The 16695-nt window shown below is 68.3% G+C and carries 13 protein-coding genes, 1 tRNA gene and 2 pseudogenes; 10 read left to right on the top strand and 6 right to left on the bottom strand.

Annotated features, from left to right (window positions below):
* Positions 1 to 360: 360 nt before the first annotated feature.
* Positions 361 to 1853 (bottom strand): annotated as a pseudogene (locus EIZ45_RS46490) (flavin monoamine oxidase family protein).
* Between the two features lie 1202 nt (positions 1854 to 3055).
* Positions 3056 to 3247, bottom strand: a pseudogene (locus tag EIZ45_RS21720) (XRE family transcriptional regulator); the annotation flags it as partial.
* Between the two features lie 471 nt (positions 3248 to 3718).
* On the opposite strand from EIZ45_RS21720, the gene EIZ45_RS21715 reads away from it, so the two are divergent.
* From EIZ45_RS21715 to EIZ45_RS21690, 6 genes are all read left to right on the top strand, one after another.
* Positions 3719 to 3802: transfer RNA gene (locus tag EIZ45_RS21715), tRNA-Leu, on the top strand.
* 111 nt (positions 3803 to 3913) lie between these two features.
* Entirely contained in the window at positions 3914 to 4378 is a 465-nt protein-coding gene (locus tag EIZ45_RS21710) for an AbrB/MazE/SpoVT family DNA-binding domain-containing protein (protein ID WP_240690756.1), read from the top strand.
* Complete coding sequence (locus EIZ45_RS21705; protein ID WP_134666060.1) at positions 4375 to 5415, top strand: site-specific integrase; 1041 nt, start codon at positions 4375 to 4377, stop codon at positions 5413 to 5415. Before EIZ45_RS21710 ends, EIZ45_RS21705 begins: the two co-directional genes overlap by 4 nt.
* Positions 5416 to 5577: 162 nt before the next feature.
* A complete protein-coding gene (locus tag EIZ45_RS21700) occupies positions 5578 to 5898 on the top strand; it encodes a hypothetical protein (protein ID WP_134666062.1) in 321 nt (106 codons plus the stop codon).
* Positions 5891 to 7024, top strand: coding sequence for a putative T7SS-secreted protein (locus tag EIZ45_RS21695; protein WP_134666064.1), 1134 nt, complete (start codon positions 5891 to 5893; stop codon positions 7022 to 7024). Before EIZ45_RS21700 ends, EIZ45_RS21695 begins: the two co-directional genes overlap by 8 nt.
* A complete protein-coding gene (locus tag EIZ45_RS21690) occupies positions 7021 to 7332 on the top strand; it encodes a hypothetical protein (RefSeq protein WP_134666066.1) in 312 nt (103 codons plus the stop codon). The genes EIZ45_RS21695 and EIZ45_RS21690 overlap by 4 nt, the downstream gene beginning before the upstream one ends.
* Positions 7333 to 7630: 298 nt before the next feature.
* Here the strand turns inward: EIZ45_RS21690 and EIZ45_RS21685 are convergent, their stop codons facing one another.
* The 4 genes from EIZ45_RS21685 to EIZ45_RS21670 all read right to left on the bottom strand — a co-directional run bounded on the left by EIZ45_RS21685 (position 7631) and on the right by EIZ45_RS21670 (position 10952).
* Positions 7631 to 8662, bottom strand: a complete 1032-nt coding sequence (locus EIZ45_RS21685) for a site-specific integrase (RefSeq protein ID WP_134666068.1) — start codon at positions 8660 to 8662, stop codon at positions 7631 to 7633.
* On the bottom strand, positions 8659 to 9132 hold the full coding sequence (locus tag EIZ45_RS21680; RefSeq protein ID WP_134666070.1) for a hypothetical protein: 474 nt from the start codon (positions 9130 to 9132) through the stop codon (positions 8659 to 8661). Before EIZ45_RS21680 ends, EIZ45_RS21685 begins: the two co-directional genes overlap by 4 nt.
* A gap of 258 nt (positions 9133 to 9390) precedes the next feature.
* On the bottom strand, positions 9391 to 10323 hold the full coding sequence (locus EIZ45_RS21675) for a TRM11 family methyltransferase (protein ID WP_240690757.1): 933 nt from the start codon (positions 10321 to 10323) through the stop codon (positions 9391 to 9393).
* Complete coding sequence (locus EIZ45_RS21670; RefSeq protein WP_134666072.1) at positions 10323 to 10952, bottom strand: hypothetical protein; 630 nt, start codon at positions 10950 to 10952, stop codon at positions 10323 to 10325. Before EIZ45_RS21670 ends, EIZ45_RS21675 begins: the two co-directional genes overlap by 1 nt.
* A gap of 1194 nt (positions 10953 to 12146) precedes the next feature.
* On the opposite strand from EIZ45_RS21670, the gene EIZ45_RS21665 reads away from it, so the two are divergent.
* The 4 genes from EIZ45_RS21665 (at position 12147) to EIZ45_RS21650 (ending at position 16690) form a co-directional block, all read left to right on the top strand.
* Positions 12147 to 12977 carry a hypothetical protein gene (locus EIZ45_RS21665; protein WP_240690758.1) on the top strand — a complete coding sequence of 277 codons (831 nt, stop codon included), beginning with the start codon at positions 12147 to 12149 and terminating at the stop codon, positions 12975 to 12977.
* A 183-nt stretch (positions 12978 to 13160) separates the two neighbouring features.
* Complete coding sequence (locus tag EIZ45_RS21660; protein WP_240690759.1) at positions 13161 to 13532, top strand: pilin; 372 nt, start codon at positions 13161 to 13163, stop codon at positions 13530 to 13532.
* 270 nt (positions 13533 to 13802) lie between these two features.
* On the top strand, positions 13803 to 15656 hold the full coding sequence (locus tag EIZ45_RS21655) for a hypothetical protein (protein ID WP_134736066.1): 1854 nt from the start codon (positions 13803 to 13805) through the stop codon (positions 15654 to 15656).
* Entirely contained in the window at positions 15656 to 16690 is a 1035-nt protein-coding gene (locus tag EIZ45_RS21650; protein WP_205670091.1) for a PrgI family protein, read from the top strand. The genes EIZ45_RS21655 and EIZ45_RS21650 overlap by 1 nt, the downstream gene beginning before the upstream one ends.
* The last annotated feature ends 5 nt before the right edge of the window (positions 16691 to 16695 follow it).

Here is a 16695-nt window from a genome sequence, read left to right as displayed (position 1 = left end):
CGGAGCTGATGACTTGAGCGCACGCGGCGTACCGGTTGCGCGTTCGGAATCCTGCACCGCCGCGTCCAGCATCGCCAAGCGCTTGTCCCGCAGCGGTTTCGCCGGGGCGACGGCGTCTCACGGCGTCCCGTTCACGGTCGAGGACTCGCTGGACGTGGCGGGGGAGGGGCACCGCACGCGGCTCCGCGCTCTTCCGGAACGGTGCACCCGCTGCCCCTGGGACGCGAGCGGATTCCAGGCGGGCCGGGCCGCGGGGAACCGGCCGCGACCGCCGTCGGGACGTCGCTGCCCCGGCTCACCTGATCGAGGAGTCCTCGGGAGCAGGACCGACCCGTCCTGCTCCCGAGGAAACAGCGCGAATTATTGCGAGACACCGAGTTGCCGAGCGACCTGCTCAGCAGCCCGCTGACCAGTCAGGACCGCACCGTTCATCGTTCCGGCCCACTCACCCGCGGTTTCCACCCCAGCCCAATGCACGCGCCCGTGCGGCTCGGCGAGAGCGCTCCCGTAACTGCCGGACGCGTAAGGCGGAACCGCGGGGTTCGGCCCGCCCGGGGCGAACGGTTCCGTGCCCCAGCAGTGGTCCACGTAGTCGATCGGGGCACCGGCCTGCGGCCCGTAGAGATCGACGAGCTGCCGGACGACGCGGTCCCGCCGGGCTTCCGGGCTGAAGTTGTCGTACACCCGGGGGTCGCAGAAGGCCATCAGAATGCCCCGTCCGCTGTCGTCGGGCGAGACGTCGAACGTGATGAACACGGTGCCGGTGTCGGTCAGTGCCTCGCCGGAAAGCCCGCTGCTGCGCCAAAACGGCTTCTCGTAGGCGACGAACGCCTTGCTCAGCGCGCCCATGCGCCAGGTCTTGGCCAGCCACTCGCCCTTCTCCGGCAGCGCAGGCTCGAACTTGATGTCGGCCCGGTGCGCGGGAGCAGCGGTGACAATGGCGTACTGGGCGTTGATCACCTCCGAGTCGGTGCTCACCTTAACGCCACTGCCGTCCTGCGCGATTCGCCAGACCGGAGTGCCCACCACCACCCGGTCGCCGAGCTTTTCGGCGAGCCGCGTGGCGATCTCCTGAGTGGTTTCGGCGTAGCGCTCCTCTTGCTGACCGTCCTCGACGTCCAGCATGTGCGAAACCCCGCCCGCCGCGCGGATGTAGCGCAACGCGTGCAGCAGCGAGACGTCACCCGGGCTGCAGCCCCACTGCACCTTGCTGAGAATGGTCATCAGCGCACGCGTGCCAGGATGCGCGTCGTTCTGGTCGAGCCATTCACCGAACGAAATCGCATCGAGCCGGTCGGCTTCGGGAGATTCCCAGACTGCTTCGACGTCGACCGTCGAGAGCAGTTCGTGCAGAATCCCTTGCACGCGGCCCATGTCCTCCACGGCCTCAGTCGAAATCTCGGGAATGGTGCCCTGGTAGGTACTGCGCTCCCCGCCCATCCACAGAACATTGAGACCCTTGCCGAACTGCGGGGTCGTAGTACACCCCAGCCGGCTCGCGAGATTCCGGATCTCCGTGTGCCGCCGCGAAACCCACGTCGCCCCGAGATCGACCTTGACCCCGCGACCTCGCCGGAATACGACCGGCCATCGATCCGGTCGCGCCCCTCCACGACCCGCACGGACACGCCCAGGTCCGCCAACCGTTCCGCAGCGGTCAACCCGGCGAATCCAGCGCCGACGACCACGACATCAGCCGATACGGTATTCGGTTCGCGCTCAACAGATTTCGACATAGTTCCCTCCTTGACACGCGCGGTCCGCGTGGTGTGCGATGCATCGGGTAATCGCCTCGGCCGCGAAAATCCCGCGCACAGCTGGGCGGCCCGGTGTCCGGATGCCTCAGCTGTCATGACCGCCCTGGTTCTCGCTCTTTCCGCTGCCGATGCTTTCCACTGTTCCTGCCAGCGACAGCGGCTCCCCACTGCAGAACGCACCTGATTTCCCGAGGGCCGGTGCACGATGCACCGAGTTCGCTTGGCCACCGACCAGCCGGGAAATCCGGAACCTTTCCATCCGCCAGGTTCCCACTCGATGACCGCGGAGAGCTTCGGGCGACTGCCACAGTTTCTCTTATCCAGACGACCACCGTTGAGACGTGGACCAGCCTATGCGGAATTGCATTTCACGAGCACTCTCGCTGGATTCGCTCGAGAAAGTTTCGGGAGGACCGGGCCGCCTGCTCGGCAGAAGCCTGCCTCTGCCGGGTCTCAGCGGAGATCACCAGAGGCGAACCAGCCAGTTTTCCATTCTCACGTCAATGTCGAAGACATCGTCGTTCTCGTGCGACAACTCGGTCAGATATGCGGCGACGGAGTAATCGCGGACATCAGACGATCTGGAGAAGTTCGCTCTCAGCCCGGAGCGTGCTAGTGAATCGCTGCACCTGCGCCAGGGGAGGGGACGGTGGCGTAGCCCAGACTTCGACAGTCAGCCTGACGTCGGCAATTCCCGGCCGGAGCGCGAACAGCATGCAGGTATCCGACGACGTCACTGCGTCGGCACCGGATGTGCGTTCGGTGAGTTGCCGGGCAACGGTGAGCACGTCGCCGGTTCCGATAGCGAACTGCTGAAATTCGGGGCGAGGTTTCGGCCCGGACCGCGGCGCGAGGCGGTTGTGCCGCCATGGTCGGCAGCGTAGCCCTCGTGGCTGGCTGTCCGCTCCGCACAAGGGTTTCTACCAGGACGTCGATGACGTCGTAGGTGCCGCCGTTGAGGAGGTGCTTCCGGCCGGCTGTGTCCTTCAAAGCCGAGCCGGACGACAGTGTCGTCTTTCCGGTCAGCGGTCGTGGATAGACCTTACGCTTACGCGGTCCTGGTGAAGATCATCTATGCGGGATTCCTGAGCCAGGCCCCGGCGGAGCCGGGATCCGGCGTCCCCCCCCCCGGGCCGTCCTGGAGGTCTGCGCCGCTGAGCGAGCACCCGCTTTGCCATGGGAAGCGGGTTTCCTTGCTCACGAGACGGCCGTGGATGTCACTGCATCCGCGGCCCGCATGGGTAAGTGGCCGCATGGACAGGACCGGCCCTGTCCTCCCAAGGTGTGCCTCTGGGCGAGTGCCAGCCGAGCGTGGTCGACAGGGCTTCGAGCGTGCGCGCGCTCCGTCGGCGCTCGACCGTTTGGTGCTGCAGCTCGCGCACGATCGCCTGCGACACGTGCGACCGCTCCGCCAGCTCGCGTTGCCGCCAGCCGAGTTCGTGCACCCGCATGTCGATCGCCTTCGCGACCGCCGCCCAATCCTCCGACACCTATTCCTCCGCGCTCCGCCTCAGCGCTCCGCCTCAGCGCCGAGATTAGCGCGTCATTGCGATCTTCTAGCGCTGCGTAGCGCGATTGTAACCGTTCGTTACCATACGGGTTGATCGGAGGTTCGGCTACTTGGAGCGTCTCGTCGGATTTGTCCGCCCAGAAGTCGAGGGTTGTGCGAGTTCGCTGCGTGCCTGGGCCTGCGGACGTGTCGTTGTTCGACTTGCCGGTGAGCGAAGCTGCCCGTCGCCGATAGGGATGCTCAAGCGTTAAGGACGGTCTTGGAGCATCTGGAGGGCCGCCGCAGTGCGCTGGCGACTGCTCGAACGCGACCTGTATAGGGCCGACCTGCAGAGATGCGAATGAGTATCTGAATGTTGAGAACATATGAGAATATCATGCGAGCTCTCAGCGCTGTTTCGCACCCCCCTGAAATGACGTGTCTGATCGTCGTATACTCTCTTCATCAGCAAGTCCGAGTGGCGGAATGGCAGACGCGCTAGCTTGAGGTGCTAGTGTCCTTAACGGACGTGGGGGTTCAAGTCCCCCCTCGGACACTCTTTCGTGGCATCACTGCTACGTCTAATGTACTGGTGCTTCAACGCACTCCAACACCCTGAACCGGCATTCTGCCGGGCCACGCGACGCCTGCGGCGGCGGTGGTGGGCATGACCGGCGCGGTGATTGATCCGGTCGCTTTCCCGGCCACACGTACCCAGGGCGGGCGTTCCGCCAGGGTCGCATCGAACCGGCCGCTGCCGCTGCCGACGGTTCCCACACCACGCGCTGGTACCGCCGTGTACGGGCTGGCGGCCGTGGACTGCCGCGGGCGGGTCGCGGACCGCACGGTGTTCGCCGCGCTGGGCTGGGTGGCCGGCACGCCGCTGGCCATCAGCGTCACCCACGGAACGCTGGCAATCGGCACCGACCCCTCCGGCGTGTTCGGCATGACCAGCCAGGGACACCTTCGCCTTCCGGCACATGTACGGCACTGCTGCGAATTGGGCTCTGGTGATCGCGTGCTGCTGGCCGCCTACCCCGATCGCGACCTGCTCCTGGTGCACCCACCGACGGTGCTCGACATGCTGCTCGCCGACTGCCACGCAACGCTGCTGGGTGGTGATCCCGCATGACCGCGGCACATCGCCAGGGCGCGTCAGCGGACCGGGCTGCCGATCTTGACGCGGCCCGGCTGCTGCTGGCCCGGATGGGCGTCACCGCCGAAGACCTCATCAGCGAGCCGGTCGCCCAGCCGCTGCTGCCGACCTTCGCCGAATACATCCCCGTCGTATCCGACGCAGTCTCCGACGGCACCCGCCGCGTATACACCTCGTACTGGAACCGGCTCCTCGAACACTGGGGGCACCGCCGCCTGGACGAGCCGACACCGTCTCAGGTCAAACAACTCGTCGAGCACATCAAGACCAACGTTGTCGCCCGCCGCAATGCCCGCGGTGGGCGCAGCGCGGGCGAACACCTGATCGCCGCCCTGCGCTGCTTGTACCGGCACGCCGAAGACGACGAACTCATCGACCCCGCCAACAACCCGGCCCGTAAGGTCGCCAAACCCGCGCGGCTGCCGTCGACGCGCCGTGCGGTCGCGGGCGACCGGCTGGCCGAGATCAACCACACCGCCGCCACCACCGGCAACGACCCCGCCCTCGACACCCTCCTGCTGCGGCTGCATACCGAAACCGCGTGCCGCCGTGGAGGTGCGCTCGCCTTGCGGCCGCAGGATCTCGATCCTGCCCAGTGCTTGATCTTCCTCCGCGAAAAGGGCGAGACGGTTCGCTGGCAGCCACTCTCACCCACGCTGATGGCCCACCTGCAACAACACGCGCACGACCGTGACGCGCCACGCGACGGGCAACTGCTGCGTTATCGCAACGGGCAACCGATCACCAGCCGCCGCTACGACCACCTCTGGACACGGCTGGGCAAGCACCTGCCCTGGGTGGCGACCCAGCAGATCTCCACCCACTGGCTGCGGCATACGACCTTGACCTGGGTCGAGCGCAACTTCGGGTATGCGGTAGCCCGTGCCTACGCCGGGCACAGCGACCACGGCAATAGCGAGGCCGGAACCACCACCACCTACGTTCGCGCCAGCATCAACGAAGTCGCCGCGGCATTGGCAGCTCTCACTGAACAGCCGCATCCGCTCTCCTGATCGCTTCGGCGACACCGGGGGCTGTTCCAAGATCTTGGAACAGCCCCCTGATATCTTCCGACCGAAGGAATCGTCACAAGACAGGCGACACCGGTTACCGTGAGTGTCGATTGCTGAGAGGGTTGCACTCCGTCAAAGGCAGCTGAGGGGGGATGTCACGAGATGGATGGGCCAGGTTTTCATGTCGATATCGCAGCGGTTGACGAGGCGGCGCGCGGTATCTCCGGGAGCGTCCACGACCAGGACGGTTTCGAGTTGCGCGGGTTGTGCGGCGACGCCGAGCTTTACGGCCACGCGGGCGTGCACGATGCGCTGATGGAGTTCGCGACCCGCTGGAGCGACGGCATCGACGTGCTCACCGACGACGCGTCCGCCATCGGTGACGCCCTGGGCAGGGCCGTCCGGGCGTACCGTGCGATCGACGAGTCCGCGACCCGGTCCCTGACCGGTGATCCGGGCGTCAAGGCGGTCGAGGATGGCTGAGCTGGGAACGACCACCAATCCGACAGACCTGATTCCGGGCAAACCTGCCGCTATCGAAGAAAACGCTCGGGTGCTGCGAGGAAGGGCAACGCGCGCCAACGATGCGGCGGACGGCCTCCAGTCCATCGACACCGGCTCGTGGACAGGCCCCGCCGCCACCGCGTTCCACGACAAGTTCTCCTACGAACCGGGCAAATGGTTCACTGCCGGTGTCTCCCTGGACTCCGGCGCGGGCGCGTTGGAGTCTTACGCCGCGACCTTGCGATGGGCTCAGGGCCAGGCCGGCGAAGCGATCGAGCGATGGGACCAAGCGCAGGCTGCCACCGGCAAAGCCAAAGCAGAGCATCAAAAGGCATCCGAACAAGCTGCCGCTCAAGGCCAGCCCGCGCCAGAGTTCACCGACCCGGGTGCCGCCGGGCGCCAAGCCGCTACGGAGATCCTCAATCGCGCCCGTACACAACTGTCCGAGGCTGGCGACGATGCGGCCAAGGCACTCCGCGACGCAGCGCAGCCAGCGCCCACCGAGTCGAGCTGGCTCGACGACGTCGGCAATTTCGCCGCAGATCTCGGCGCTCATGTCGTCAACGGCCTCGCATCGTTCGGCAACGCAATGGTCAACCATCCCGGCGACGTGGTCGCCGCCGCAGCTGGCATCGGACTGACGGTGATCAGCTCGGCCGGCGAGGGACTCGGTGCCGTGCTGGACGCCACCGGCATCGGCGCGGTCGCGGGCGTTCCCCTCAATGTCGTCTCCGCAGCAGGAATCGCCACGGGCGCAACCATGACGGGTGCCGCCGTCGCGCACATGGCCATGAACGCGGCAGGCGACGATCACGTCGAACCGATCAAGACCGAAAGCTCGCAGTCCAGCTCGGAAGTGCGCGAGCTGACGTCGTCGGAACAACGTTCAGTGCGTTCCCTCCAGCGCAACATCGAGGAACACGAAACCAAGCTCGCCCAGTACAAAGCCAACCCGGACGCCTACGACAACCAGGGTATTCTGAAAAATGCGCCGACTCCGGAGATCCGTCAGCGCATCATCGACGGCCGGGTCCGCCATCTGGAGACCGAAATCAACACGTTCAGGAAACAAGTCAACGACATCCTCGGAGGACACGGATCGTGAGCGAGCCACTGCGCATCCCTGTGCAGCAACTGCGAACAGCCTTCGAGCTGCTGATCCAGCGGATCGCCGACGACGAGGGCGAGACGATTTCCCTCCAGCGTGACTACTTCTGGTCCATCGCGCCGGACGTCTTGTACAACCCCTACGCCGAGCCGGGAGAGCCCGGGCTCGGACAACTGTCGGAATCTTGGCAGCATCTTGAAGATCTGCTCAAAGACAAGAGTTTGGCCATGCCGCACCACCTGGTGTGGCTCGCCGATCTTCTCCGGGCACTCGGCCATCCGCAGACACGGACCCCTTTGATCTGACACCTCATCGACAGCTTTCAAGGCGGCCAGCAAAATTTTCGCCCGGCCGCGCACTAGCCCCCGTCGCTCCTCCGGTGACGTTCGTCGCCGCGGTTGAGCGGCGGGCGCTCTTTTCATGTCACTCACTTACCCGGTCCGTGACTACGCCGCAGAACCTCGGGGCACGGTATAGAACCAGTCCCGGAAACCCGACGCACTAGGCCGGGGCTCATCACTTCTCGAATGGACGAGGCCACACCGGGATCTAAATCGAAGGCCGGAGCATCCCGAGTTCGAGCCGATACCGAACATCATTCTCCTACTTGTCGGCAGTCCCATTCTCCGAAGCGAGCGGGTGTGGTTCTCCTGTCAGCGCGGCGAGCGCAGTGGCGACTTCGGCTAGGTCGGCCCGGACGTAGGTCGACGTCGTCCCGGCGTCGCTCTTGCCATCGTGCCCGGCGTAGGCGCGGGCCACGGCATAGCCGAAGTTACGCTCGACCCAGGTGAGGGTGGTGTGCCGGAGCCAGTGGGTGCTGACTTGCTGGATGGCAACCCACGGGAGCTGTTTCCCGATGCGTTGCCACAGGTGGTCGTAGCGCCTCGCGGTGATCGGCTGGCCATTGTCGTAGCGCAAAAGTTGCGCTGACGGGTCTCCGTTTCCTCGCTGTTCGTGGTGGCTGATCAGGTGGCGCATCAGTGTGGGCGAGACCGGTTGCCAGCGTACGGTCTCACCCTTCTCCCGCAGCCGGATGAGGCACTGATCCGGATCGAGGTCTTGCCGCCGGAGGGCGAGGGCACCACCGCGGCGGCACGCGGTCTCGGTGTGTAGGCGTAGCAGGAGCAGGTCGAGGTCGGGATCGTTGCCGGTAGTTCCCGCGGCGTGGTTGATCTCGGCCAGTCGCGTATCGGGTATGGCTCGCCGGGTGCTGGCCAGCCTTCGTGGCTTGGCGACCCGCTTGGCAGGATTGTCGTTCTCACTCAGTAGTTCGTCGGCGATGGCGTGCTGGTACAAGCAACGCAGGGCGGCGATCAGGTGCTCGGCCGCGGTGCGCCCGCCTCTCGAGTTCTTGCGGACCACGACCCGGTGTCGGACGTCTTCGGCCAGTTGCTTGATCTCAAGCGGAGTGGGCTCGTCAATGCGTCGATCTCCCCAGACCTCGACTATCCGCCGCCAGTACGTGCCGTAGACGCGACGAGTTCCGGCAGGAACGGCGTCGGAGACACGCTCGACGTAGTCACGAATAAGCGGCATCGACTCGCGGGCAGCGGAGGGCGCGGCAAGGAGTTCTTCGGGCGATACTCCGAGCCGAGCGAGCAGAAGGCGGGCCGCGCTGATCTCGGCGTCACTCATCGCACATCCCGATGGCGCAAAGTCTTGTGGTAGGCCAGCAAGCTGGCCTCGACTGAGGAAGCCGGATAAGCGGCCAGGAGGTCGCGGTCCGGTGATGCCGCGACGAGCAGACGCGCGCCGGTGCTGAGACGGCACGCATGGCGGACCCGCGCGGGAAGTCGAAGGTGGCCTTGGCGGGTCACGGCATCCGGCCCGGCTGACCGTGTCGCAACGATGACCGCACGGCCCACCGTCGTAATGGTGATCGTGCAGTCTGGAGTCCAGCCCAGGACGCGCAACGGCGACCGGTCTGCCAGTCGCCCACGACTGTCGATCGTCGTCACGACGAAATAGAGCGTGCCGCCCTCGGGTTCGAGCAGCGTCGCGACCGGAAGACTCTTCGTTTGCTGACTTGTCGGCGGTATGCCAGCCGACAGAATGGACAGAAGGTGGTCCTCGATGGACTGCGGTTCCGCATCCTTCGCGCGCATCATCAATCCCTCGTGGAAGGTTGGGGCGGCCCGGCATCACAGCCAGGGAAGCTCGTACGCGGCAACGGCGGTGTCCTGCATCGCTCAGCCCGTCCACGACTCGGTGGATACGGCCCGCGGTCCCCTGCGCGCCGGTCACTCGGCACGCAGGGGACACAACGGAACGCGGATCAGGGTGAGACACCTACCGACGTGACCTGCTCGCGGTGTTTATCAGGCGGCCACGTCCTCGTCAGCAGGACAGGTACCGTCTCCTGCCTAGGTGGCTGTCGGCCGCTCCGCGACAGAACTCATGCCGGTCTGCTGGCCGACTCTCAGGACCAAGATGTCCTCGTGCGCTATGACCCAGGCGGGCACGCCGCGGTCGCGGAGCTTGCGTACGTAGTCGAGTTGGAAGAACGACGAGCGCGGGACGAGCTTGCCGTCGCGCAGCCCGGCGAGAAGTCCGACGCAGCGCTGGACGGGGTCGAGCCCGGCGTTGATCGCGGCGTCCAACGTTAGTGACGGGAAGTCGATGAGTTCGCCGTCGACGCGGAAGGGCCGGGTAGTGATAGCGACGACCCCACCGGGCTGAAGAAGCGGCACCGCGCGGCGCAGGATGTCGGTGAATCCGCGCAGCAGCGTCGGCAGGCTGCGGTGCGCGAGATTCGCGCGGTCGCGGCTGTACCGGTTGTCGTGCTTGCGCACCGGACGGTGCCCGGGGGCGTGCACCTGCCCGTGAACGCTGGACCCGTAGGGCGGGGAGGTCACCAGCAACCCGACGCGCCCGGTGTAGCGGTCGGCGAGGTCGGGCAGGACTTGGCGGGCGTCGCCGACGTGCACCTCACCTCGACCGGTTCCGCCGTCGTCGGCGGCGAGTACGAGGTTGGCTTCGCTGACCTCGGCCCATCGGTTCTCGTACTCGATGCCGACGGCGTCGCGGCCCTTGTGGACGGCTTCGACCAAGGTGGTGCCGACCCCGCACATCGGGTCGAGCACGAGGTCGCCCGGTGCGGTGAAGGTGTCGATTGCGTGGCGGACGATCGCAGGCAACATCTTCGCCGGATGCGCGGTCGCCTCGGGCACGTACCGGGTGCCGCGCTGGGTGCGCGGGGCCTGCTGCGCGGTCGGCCACACGGTCACCGGGAGCTCGACCAACGCGTCGCTGCCGCGGGTCAGCGCCTGCTGAGGAATCGGCTCGTAGGTACTCATCAGGCACCTCCGAAGTCGGTGTGGAACACGAGCAGGTCCGTGTGCGCGTCGGCGTGCACCGCGTCGGCGGGCAGCGTGACCGAGGCCGGCGGACTCGAGATGAGAAGCCGGTCGCCCTGGATGTGGGCGAGCACGGCGATGATGTGCTGGAGGTAGCTCAGCCCGGCGTTGGTCGCGGCGGTGACCACCGCCCCGGTGTGGTCGGCGAACCGGCCCTGCCCGGCCGGGTTGCGGGTGGCCACGGCGAGCACCCCGCCGGGCGCCAACCAGCGCGCCCAGGTGGTGTAGGGCTGGCCGTCGGTGTCGATCCACGGGGCGGGTAGCTCGGCGGCCAGCAGCAGGTCCACCGAGCCGGGTTCGGGTGTGCGCGCGCCACCGCCGACCCGGTCGCGGTGGCCACCGATGGCGACGGTCTCGGGGTCGACGCAGAGGACTCGGCGGTCGCCGACGGAGTCGGCGACCGCCGCGATCCGGGCGGCGTCCGGACCGGTCACCGCGACCGTGTTGCCGCGCGTGGTGAAGGCGGTCACGGCCTGCGTGACGAGGCTGCGGGTGAGGCCCTCGATCAGCGGCGGCAGGCCGTGCTCGTCGGCCGGTGCGGGTGCGCACAACCAGATTCCCAGCGGCACTGCTGCGCTTTTCCGCGGGCGTGGTTGTGGGTGTTCTTCGATTTCTGTTGCGGATTCCGGCGAGACAGGAACAACGCTCATCGTGAGTGTCCTCGCAATTCGCGGTTGCGGGCTCTGACACTGCTCTAAAGCGCGGTGTTGCACCAGATTTTGCAGACGAGTTTGAACTTTTTTTCCGGACGGCCCGACGCGCCCTACTCGGCGGGCGTGCTGCTGTGGGCGATGCCCTGTCTCGGGGCGGCGCAGCGAGCTTTGCCGCCCGCGCTGGCGATCAACACCCGGGGGGCGCCCGCCAGGGTGTCTGCGTCCGCGCCCGGCAGCAGGCGCGGTCGCGGGGCGCGCACACCCCGGTCGAGTCTTCGCACTGCGTGCCGAGGGACCGGGGTCGGTCACGGTGGCGAATTCACCCTCGAAGCTCTCGCCTTCGGTGCCCGGTGCCCGCGGTTCCGGATGGGCACGTAGGGCCGCCGGTTCGCGCCGCAGGGTGCACGGGTCGAGACCGAACGAGCAACCGTCCCGGGGCACCTCGTCTGCGGCGCCCGGCGCCCTGGGCGTCATCCGACCGCGAGACGCGCCGCGCGGGATACCCACACGCCCTTGCCTCGTCACGATCGAGCCACCGCGAACTTCGGAGGCCGACAGGGCGGCGACGCACGACTCCGGTGCCCACTCACACCGCCGCGCGAGCCGCGGCACGGCTGCACGACGAACGCCTGCGTCGTGTCTGCCCGGTGCTGCTGGAGCAATCACCCGGCTCCACCGAGAGCGCTGCCGACGTGGGTCACGGTGCGGTGTCAGGGGCGGTCGCTCACAGCGGCGTTCACCCCCCAGTCCGGCCTTCCCCGGCGCACTTCGCCGCGGCCTGCTCCGCGTGCTGCCTGCGCAAGCAACCAGCCTGCAAGCGGCTCAGCAACCGGGTGGTCAAGATTTTTGCAGAACTTTCCGGCGAGATCGCCGACGGCTTGGCAGGCCCCTTGCGGATTCCTTGCACCGCAGGTCAAGCGGTACGCGGATCCGATCGGCAACCGGTGATAGCGGGTCGGGGTGAACCCTTGCGGTTTCCTTGCACCCCGGTTTTCAAGATCAACAGGGAAGGAAAGTGCAAGCGGTCTCCGGCGGCATGGACGGCGTCATCGACCACGCCGATTCGCTCGGCTGTTTCCCGCGGATCGGCTCACACAAGGGAGTCCTGCGATGCCGTCCATGCGCCCGGGTGCCCACCGCCCGCAACCGTCCCGTACCCACTACCGCGATCGTGACACCAGCGCCGAGCCGGTGGAGGCCGTCTCGGCGATGGACGCCGCGGAGTCGGCGTTCCGTCTGTTGTGCACCGGCCCGGAGCCGCTCGCCGTCGACTGCGCGCGGATCGGGCGCGGGCTGCCGCGGCGGCGCGTGCCGTTGGTCGAGTTGCGCAACGTGCTGCTGGATCGGACGACCACCGAGGCCGCCCGGGAGGCGGTGTGGCGGCAGTTGGTGCTCGCCGCACAGACCTCCGATCCGGTGTGGGTCATCGGCGCGGTCGGCGTCGCGATGCCCGGGTTGCGCAAGGCCGCCGGGGAGCTGGCGACCGGCTACACCGGCGACGTCGAGGACATCGACGCGGAGATACTCGCCGGGTTCACCGCCCGGCTCAAGGAGATCGATCCGGACGCGGGGGCGCTGGGGCCGCGGTTGGTGTGGGCGGCCCAGCGCGCCGGGGCAAAGTTGCGCGCGGCGGAGTGGGACTACGCCGCCCGCACGGTGTCGCGGTGGGGGTCATTCGAACCACGCCAGCCCGACCGTGGGCACGAGGATCTGGTGCTCGCCGAGGCGATGCGCGACGGGGTCCTCACCGAGACCGAAGCGTCTCTGATCGCCTCGACGCGGCTGGACGGAATGCACGTCCACGAGGCCGCCGAATCTTTGGGCGAGTCGTATTTCCGCGTGTTTCGCGCCCGCGAAAGGGCCGAGTCCGCGCTCATTTCCTGGCTCGGTGCCGAGCGCCCGCAAAAGAAGTCGAAATCCGTCTGCAAAAAGTCGGCCTAACCCTCGCTTTAGAGCGGTGTGAGGGGAATCAGGTCGAGAACCGGGCAGACGTGCACCGCGGCAGGTGCCCGCCACCGCCGCATCCGCTGGGCACAGCAGGCCGCTGGGCCGGTGACCGGCTCCCTGATTCCCCTCGCATCCACCTCGCCCACCCGCCACCGGTGTCCTCGGGAGGGAACCTGGATGTCTCTTCGATCACCGCGCCACCCGCGCGGCACGCACTCACGCAAGCCACACACCGTCACCCTCCTCGGCGCCGTCCTCGCGGTGCTACTCGTCGCCGCCACCCCAGCGTCGGCCGACCCGCTCGTCGTCGCCGCGCCACCTGGGTCGCTGGATCAGGTCATCACGAACCTGCGGAACTTCCTGATCGGTCTGCTGGTCGGTCTGGCCACCCTCTTCCTGACGATCGGCGGCGTCCGCTACCTGGCCGCGGACGGCGACCCGGGCGAGGTCGAGCGGGCGAAGAAGAGCCTGCGCAACGCGGCGATCGGCTACGGCCTGGCGATGCTCGCGCCGCTCATCGTCAACATCCTCCAGGGCTTGGTGGGCTGACCCATGTCGACGCCCATCACCTCAACCACCCCTGTGCGTCGGCAGGGGGCGCGGCGGGATGCCGCACGGCTGCGCGTCGCGGTCCTGGCGGGGCTGGTGTGCGCATTCGTCGCGGCCCTTCTGGGTGTCGCTGCCGGACAGGCGCACGCGCAGCCGCCCCCGTTGCCGCTGCCCACGGGGTCCGCCCCCGGACCGGAACTCCGGTTCCCGACGGCACCGAAGGCCGCGTCCGTACCTCCTGTGGCAGTGCCGGACTCGGCGCAGCCGCCGATGCCGTTGCCAACGAACCCGGACTCGGGCTGGCCGAGAGAATTGCCGCCGTTGCCGAAGCCGGGGCAACCGCCGCAGCCCTGGAACCCGTCGCCGCCACCGCCGTCGAACTCGGCGCAGCCGCCGCCGATCATGGTCGACCCGAACCATCCAGTGGCGCCTCCGCCTCCGCCGCAGGAGGGGCCAAAGCCACAGTCCGGCTCGACCGACTGCGGGTGGCTCGACATCGTGTGCAAAGCCGGGCAGGCGATCAACAAGTGGTTCACCAACCTGGTCACCTCGGCGATGGACCCGGTTCTGGACCTGGTCGGCCGGACCTCGATGACTACCCCGGATCTGGCGGGCAATCCGCAGATCTCGCAGTTGTGGGACATCACTCGCTGGGTGGCGAACTCGCTGTTCATCTTGTTCGTGGTCGTCGGCGGGATCGTCGTGGCCTCGCACGAGACGTTGCAGACCCGGGTGACGTTGAAGGAGACGCTGCCACGGATCGTGGTCGGCTTCATCGCGGTCAACGCCTCGCTGTCGCTGATCGGACTCGCGCTCAGCTTCGTCAACGGGATCGCGACCGGCATCCTGGCCGGCGACTCCTCCGCCGGCATCACCACCGGGGTGAAAGACGAGATCCACCGCCAGCTCGAACAGGGCGGGATCTTCATGATCCTGGTCGCCCTCGTCGTGCTGATCCTGGCCGTGGTGCTGCTCGCGCTCTATGTGCTGCGGCTGACCATCACGATCGTCATCGTCGTGGCCGGGCCACTCGCCTTGGTCTGCCACTCCTCCCCGTACACCGAGGGCATCGCCAAGCTCTGGTGGCGCGCGCTGTTCGGCGTCCTGGCGATCCAGATCCTGCAAGCGATCACGCTGATCGTGTTCGTGAAGGTGTTCTTCGTCCAGGGCACCTCCGGCCCCGGCTCCAGCCAACTGCTCGGTGTGTCGGGCGGGCTGATGAATCTGGTCATTTCGGTCGTGCTGCTGTTCATCCTGATCAAGATCCCGTCCTGGGTGATGCAGCAGGTTGGCCTCGGCGGGCGCTCGCAGGTCGCCTCGATCGTCAAGTACGCGCTGCTCGCCAAGGGCCTCGGGATGCTCGGCGTCGGCAAGGGAGCGGGTGCCGCTGCCGCCCGCCGGGCCGGGCGTCGTGGTTCTGGTGGCGCGTCAGCACGGCCGCGGGGTCGTGGCCCGACCGGCGGCCCGCGTCCGGGCGGTGCGGCGCCCCGTCGCCGCGCAGGTGCGGCGTTCGGTGCGGGTGCGCAGCGGATGGCCCACGGTGCCGCACGGGCGGCACGGGAACGTGCCGCCCGTGCCTGGGCAGCGCCCGCCCGCATGGCCCGCGACGCGCGGGCTGCCGCCCGCGACGCGCGGGCTGCCGCCCGCGACCGCAAGCAGCCGCTCAGCGACGGCGGATTCACTCCGAAGTCCGGCGCGTATGTGCCCGCGCCGATGTCGACCACGCCGTCCGCGGCGAGCGTGGCACCGCCGATCGAGTCCACCCGCTGGGGCTCGCCGGACTCCCGACGCCGCTCCGCCACCGCGGCGGGAGCGCGGTCGGCAGGTTCGCGGGCACCGCGCCCAGCAACCGCGAGTCAAGCCCGCGACCGGACCATGCCCCGCGCGCAGGCGCGCAGCACCGGCGCGGTCTCGGCGGCTCGGCGGAACTCGTCGCCCCACGTGCACGCGCCCACGTTCCAAGCCCCCGGCACCGCACCCTCCACCCCGAGCGCGGCACGCCGAGGCGCACGCGCACGCGCAGGCACAGGCACGGGCACCGGTGCGGCACGACAACAGCCGGGCGCGCCGCGCGCCGGAGCGGCGAAACCCACACCACGCACTCCGAAGAAGGGAGGTCGCTGATGCGCAGCGATGAGGACGTACCGATGTCGGCGCGGGTGCCCGCCGATGTGGAGAAGCCGGACAAGATCGTGTTCGGTCTGACGGCGCGGCAGGCCGCGATCCTCGGTGTGACCGGGCTGCTGTTGTGGGGGCTGTACCAGTCCACGCACACCGTGGTGTCGCCGGTGGTGTTCGCCGCGGTGGCGATCCCGATCGCCGGGCTCGCGTTCGCTCTGGCGACCGTGCGCCGGGACGGCCTCACCTTGGATGCGTGGCTGCTCGCCGCGCTCAAGCAGCAGCGCAGTCCGAAGCGGCTGGTTCCCGCCGACAGCGTGCGCGGCGACACCGTGCCCGACGCGCCCGCCTGGGTCGCGGCGAAGGCCGGGCCGCTGCCCGCGCCGCTGCGGCTTCCAGCGGAGGCGATCTCGGCCGAGGGCGCGATCGACCTCGGTCCGCAGCATGGCACCGCGCACGCCGCGGCCTGCTCCACGGTGAACTTCGGGCTGCGCACCGCCGGGGAACAGAACGCGCTCATCGGCGGCTTCTCCCGCTGGCTGCACAGCCTCTCCGGTCCGGTGCAGATCGTGGTCCGCGCCCAGCGCCTCGACCTCGACCCGTATCTCGATGCGCTCGCCGACGAGGCCGGCGGACTTCCACACCCCGCGCTGGAATCGGCGTGCTTGAGGCACGTGGAGTTCCTGCGCGAGTTATCGGCCAGCCGGGATCTGTTGCGCCGCCACGTCACGGTCGTCCTCCGCCACCCGGCCACCGGACGGCACGGGCGCGACACGAGCGCCGCGCAGGCCGTGGCGCGGCGCGCGCAGGAAGCAGCCCGTGCGTTGCGGGGCTGCGAGGTCGTGGTCGCCCCGCTCGACGGTGCCCAGGCCCATGCGGTGCTCGGTGCTGCCGCTGACCCCAACGGCGGTCCCCAGGCCACCCGCGCAGGCACCGCCTCCGGCGTAGTCACCGCCCACCCCGACCTACGCCACCCCGCCGTGCGCTACGCCGCCGACACCGGTACCGCCGCGGAGGCGGCCGAGGACGTGGAGGTCTAACAGCG

Source organism: Amycolatopsis sp. CFH S0740, assembly GCF_004522315.1.
Taxonomy (GTDB): domain Bacteria; phylum Actinomycetota; class Actinomycetes; order Mycobacteriales; family Pseudonocardiaceae; genus Amycolatopsis; species Amycolatopsis nivea.
Note: the sequence above shows the minus strand (reverse complement) of the source record. Positions and strands in the feature narration are given on the sequence as shown.

Excerpts from the sequence above, each read along its gene's own strand:
- EIZ45_RS21710 (WP_240690756.1), top strand. The coding sequence starts at position 3,914 with ATGACCGGCGCGGTGATTGATCCGGTCGCTTTCCCGGCCACACGTACC.
- EIZ45_RS21705 (WP_134666060.1), top strand. The coding sequence starts at position 4,375 with ATGACCGCGGCACATCGCCAGGGCGCGTCAGCGGACCGGGCTGCCGAT.
- EIZ45_RS21700 (WP_134666062.1), top strand. The coding sequence starts at position 5,578 with ATGGATGGGCCAGGTTTTCATGTCGATATCGCAGCGGTTGACGAGGCG.
- EIZ45_RS21695 (WP_134666064.1), top strand. The coding sequence starts at position 5,891 with ATGGCTGAGCTGGGAACGACCACCAATCCGACAGACCTGATTCCGGGC.
- EIZ45_RS21685 (WP_134666068.1), bottom strand. The coding sequence starts at position 8,662 with ATGAGTGACGCCGAGATCAGCGCGGCCCGCCTTCTGCTCGCTCGGCTC.
- EIZ45_RS21680 (WP_134666070.1), bottom strand. The coding sequence starts at position 9,132 with ATGCGCGCGAAGGATGCGGAACCGCAGTCCATCGAGGACCACCTTCTG.
- EIZ45_RS21675 (WP_240690757.1), bottom strand. The coding sequence starts at position 10,323 with ATGAGTACCTACGAGCCGATTCCTCAGCAGGCGCTGACCCGCGGCAGC.
- EIZ45_RS21665 (WP_240690758.1), top strand. The coding sequence starts at position 12,147 with ATGCCGTCCATGCGCCCGGGTGCCCACCGCCCGCAACCGTCCCGTACC.
- EIZ45_RS21660 (WP_240690759.1), top strand. The coding sequence starts at position 13,161 with ATGTCTCTTCGATCACCGCGCCACCCGCGCGGCACGCACTCACGCAAG.
- EIZ45_RS21655 (WP_134736066.1), top strand. The coding sequence starts at position 13,803 with ATGCCGTTGCCAACGAACCCGGACTCGGGCTGGCCGAGAGAATTGCCG.
- EIZ45_RS21650 (WP_205670091.1), top strand. The coding sequence starts at position 15,656 with ATGCGCAGCGATGAGGACGTACCGATGTCGGCGCGGGTGCCCGCCGAT.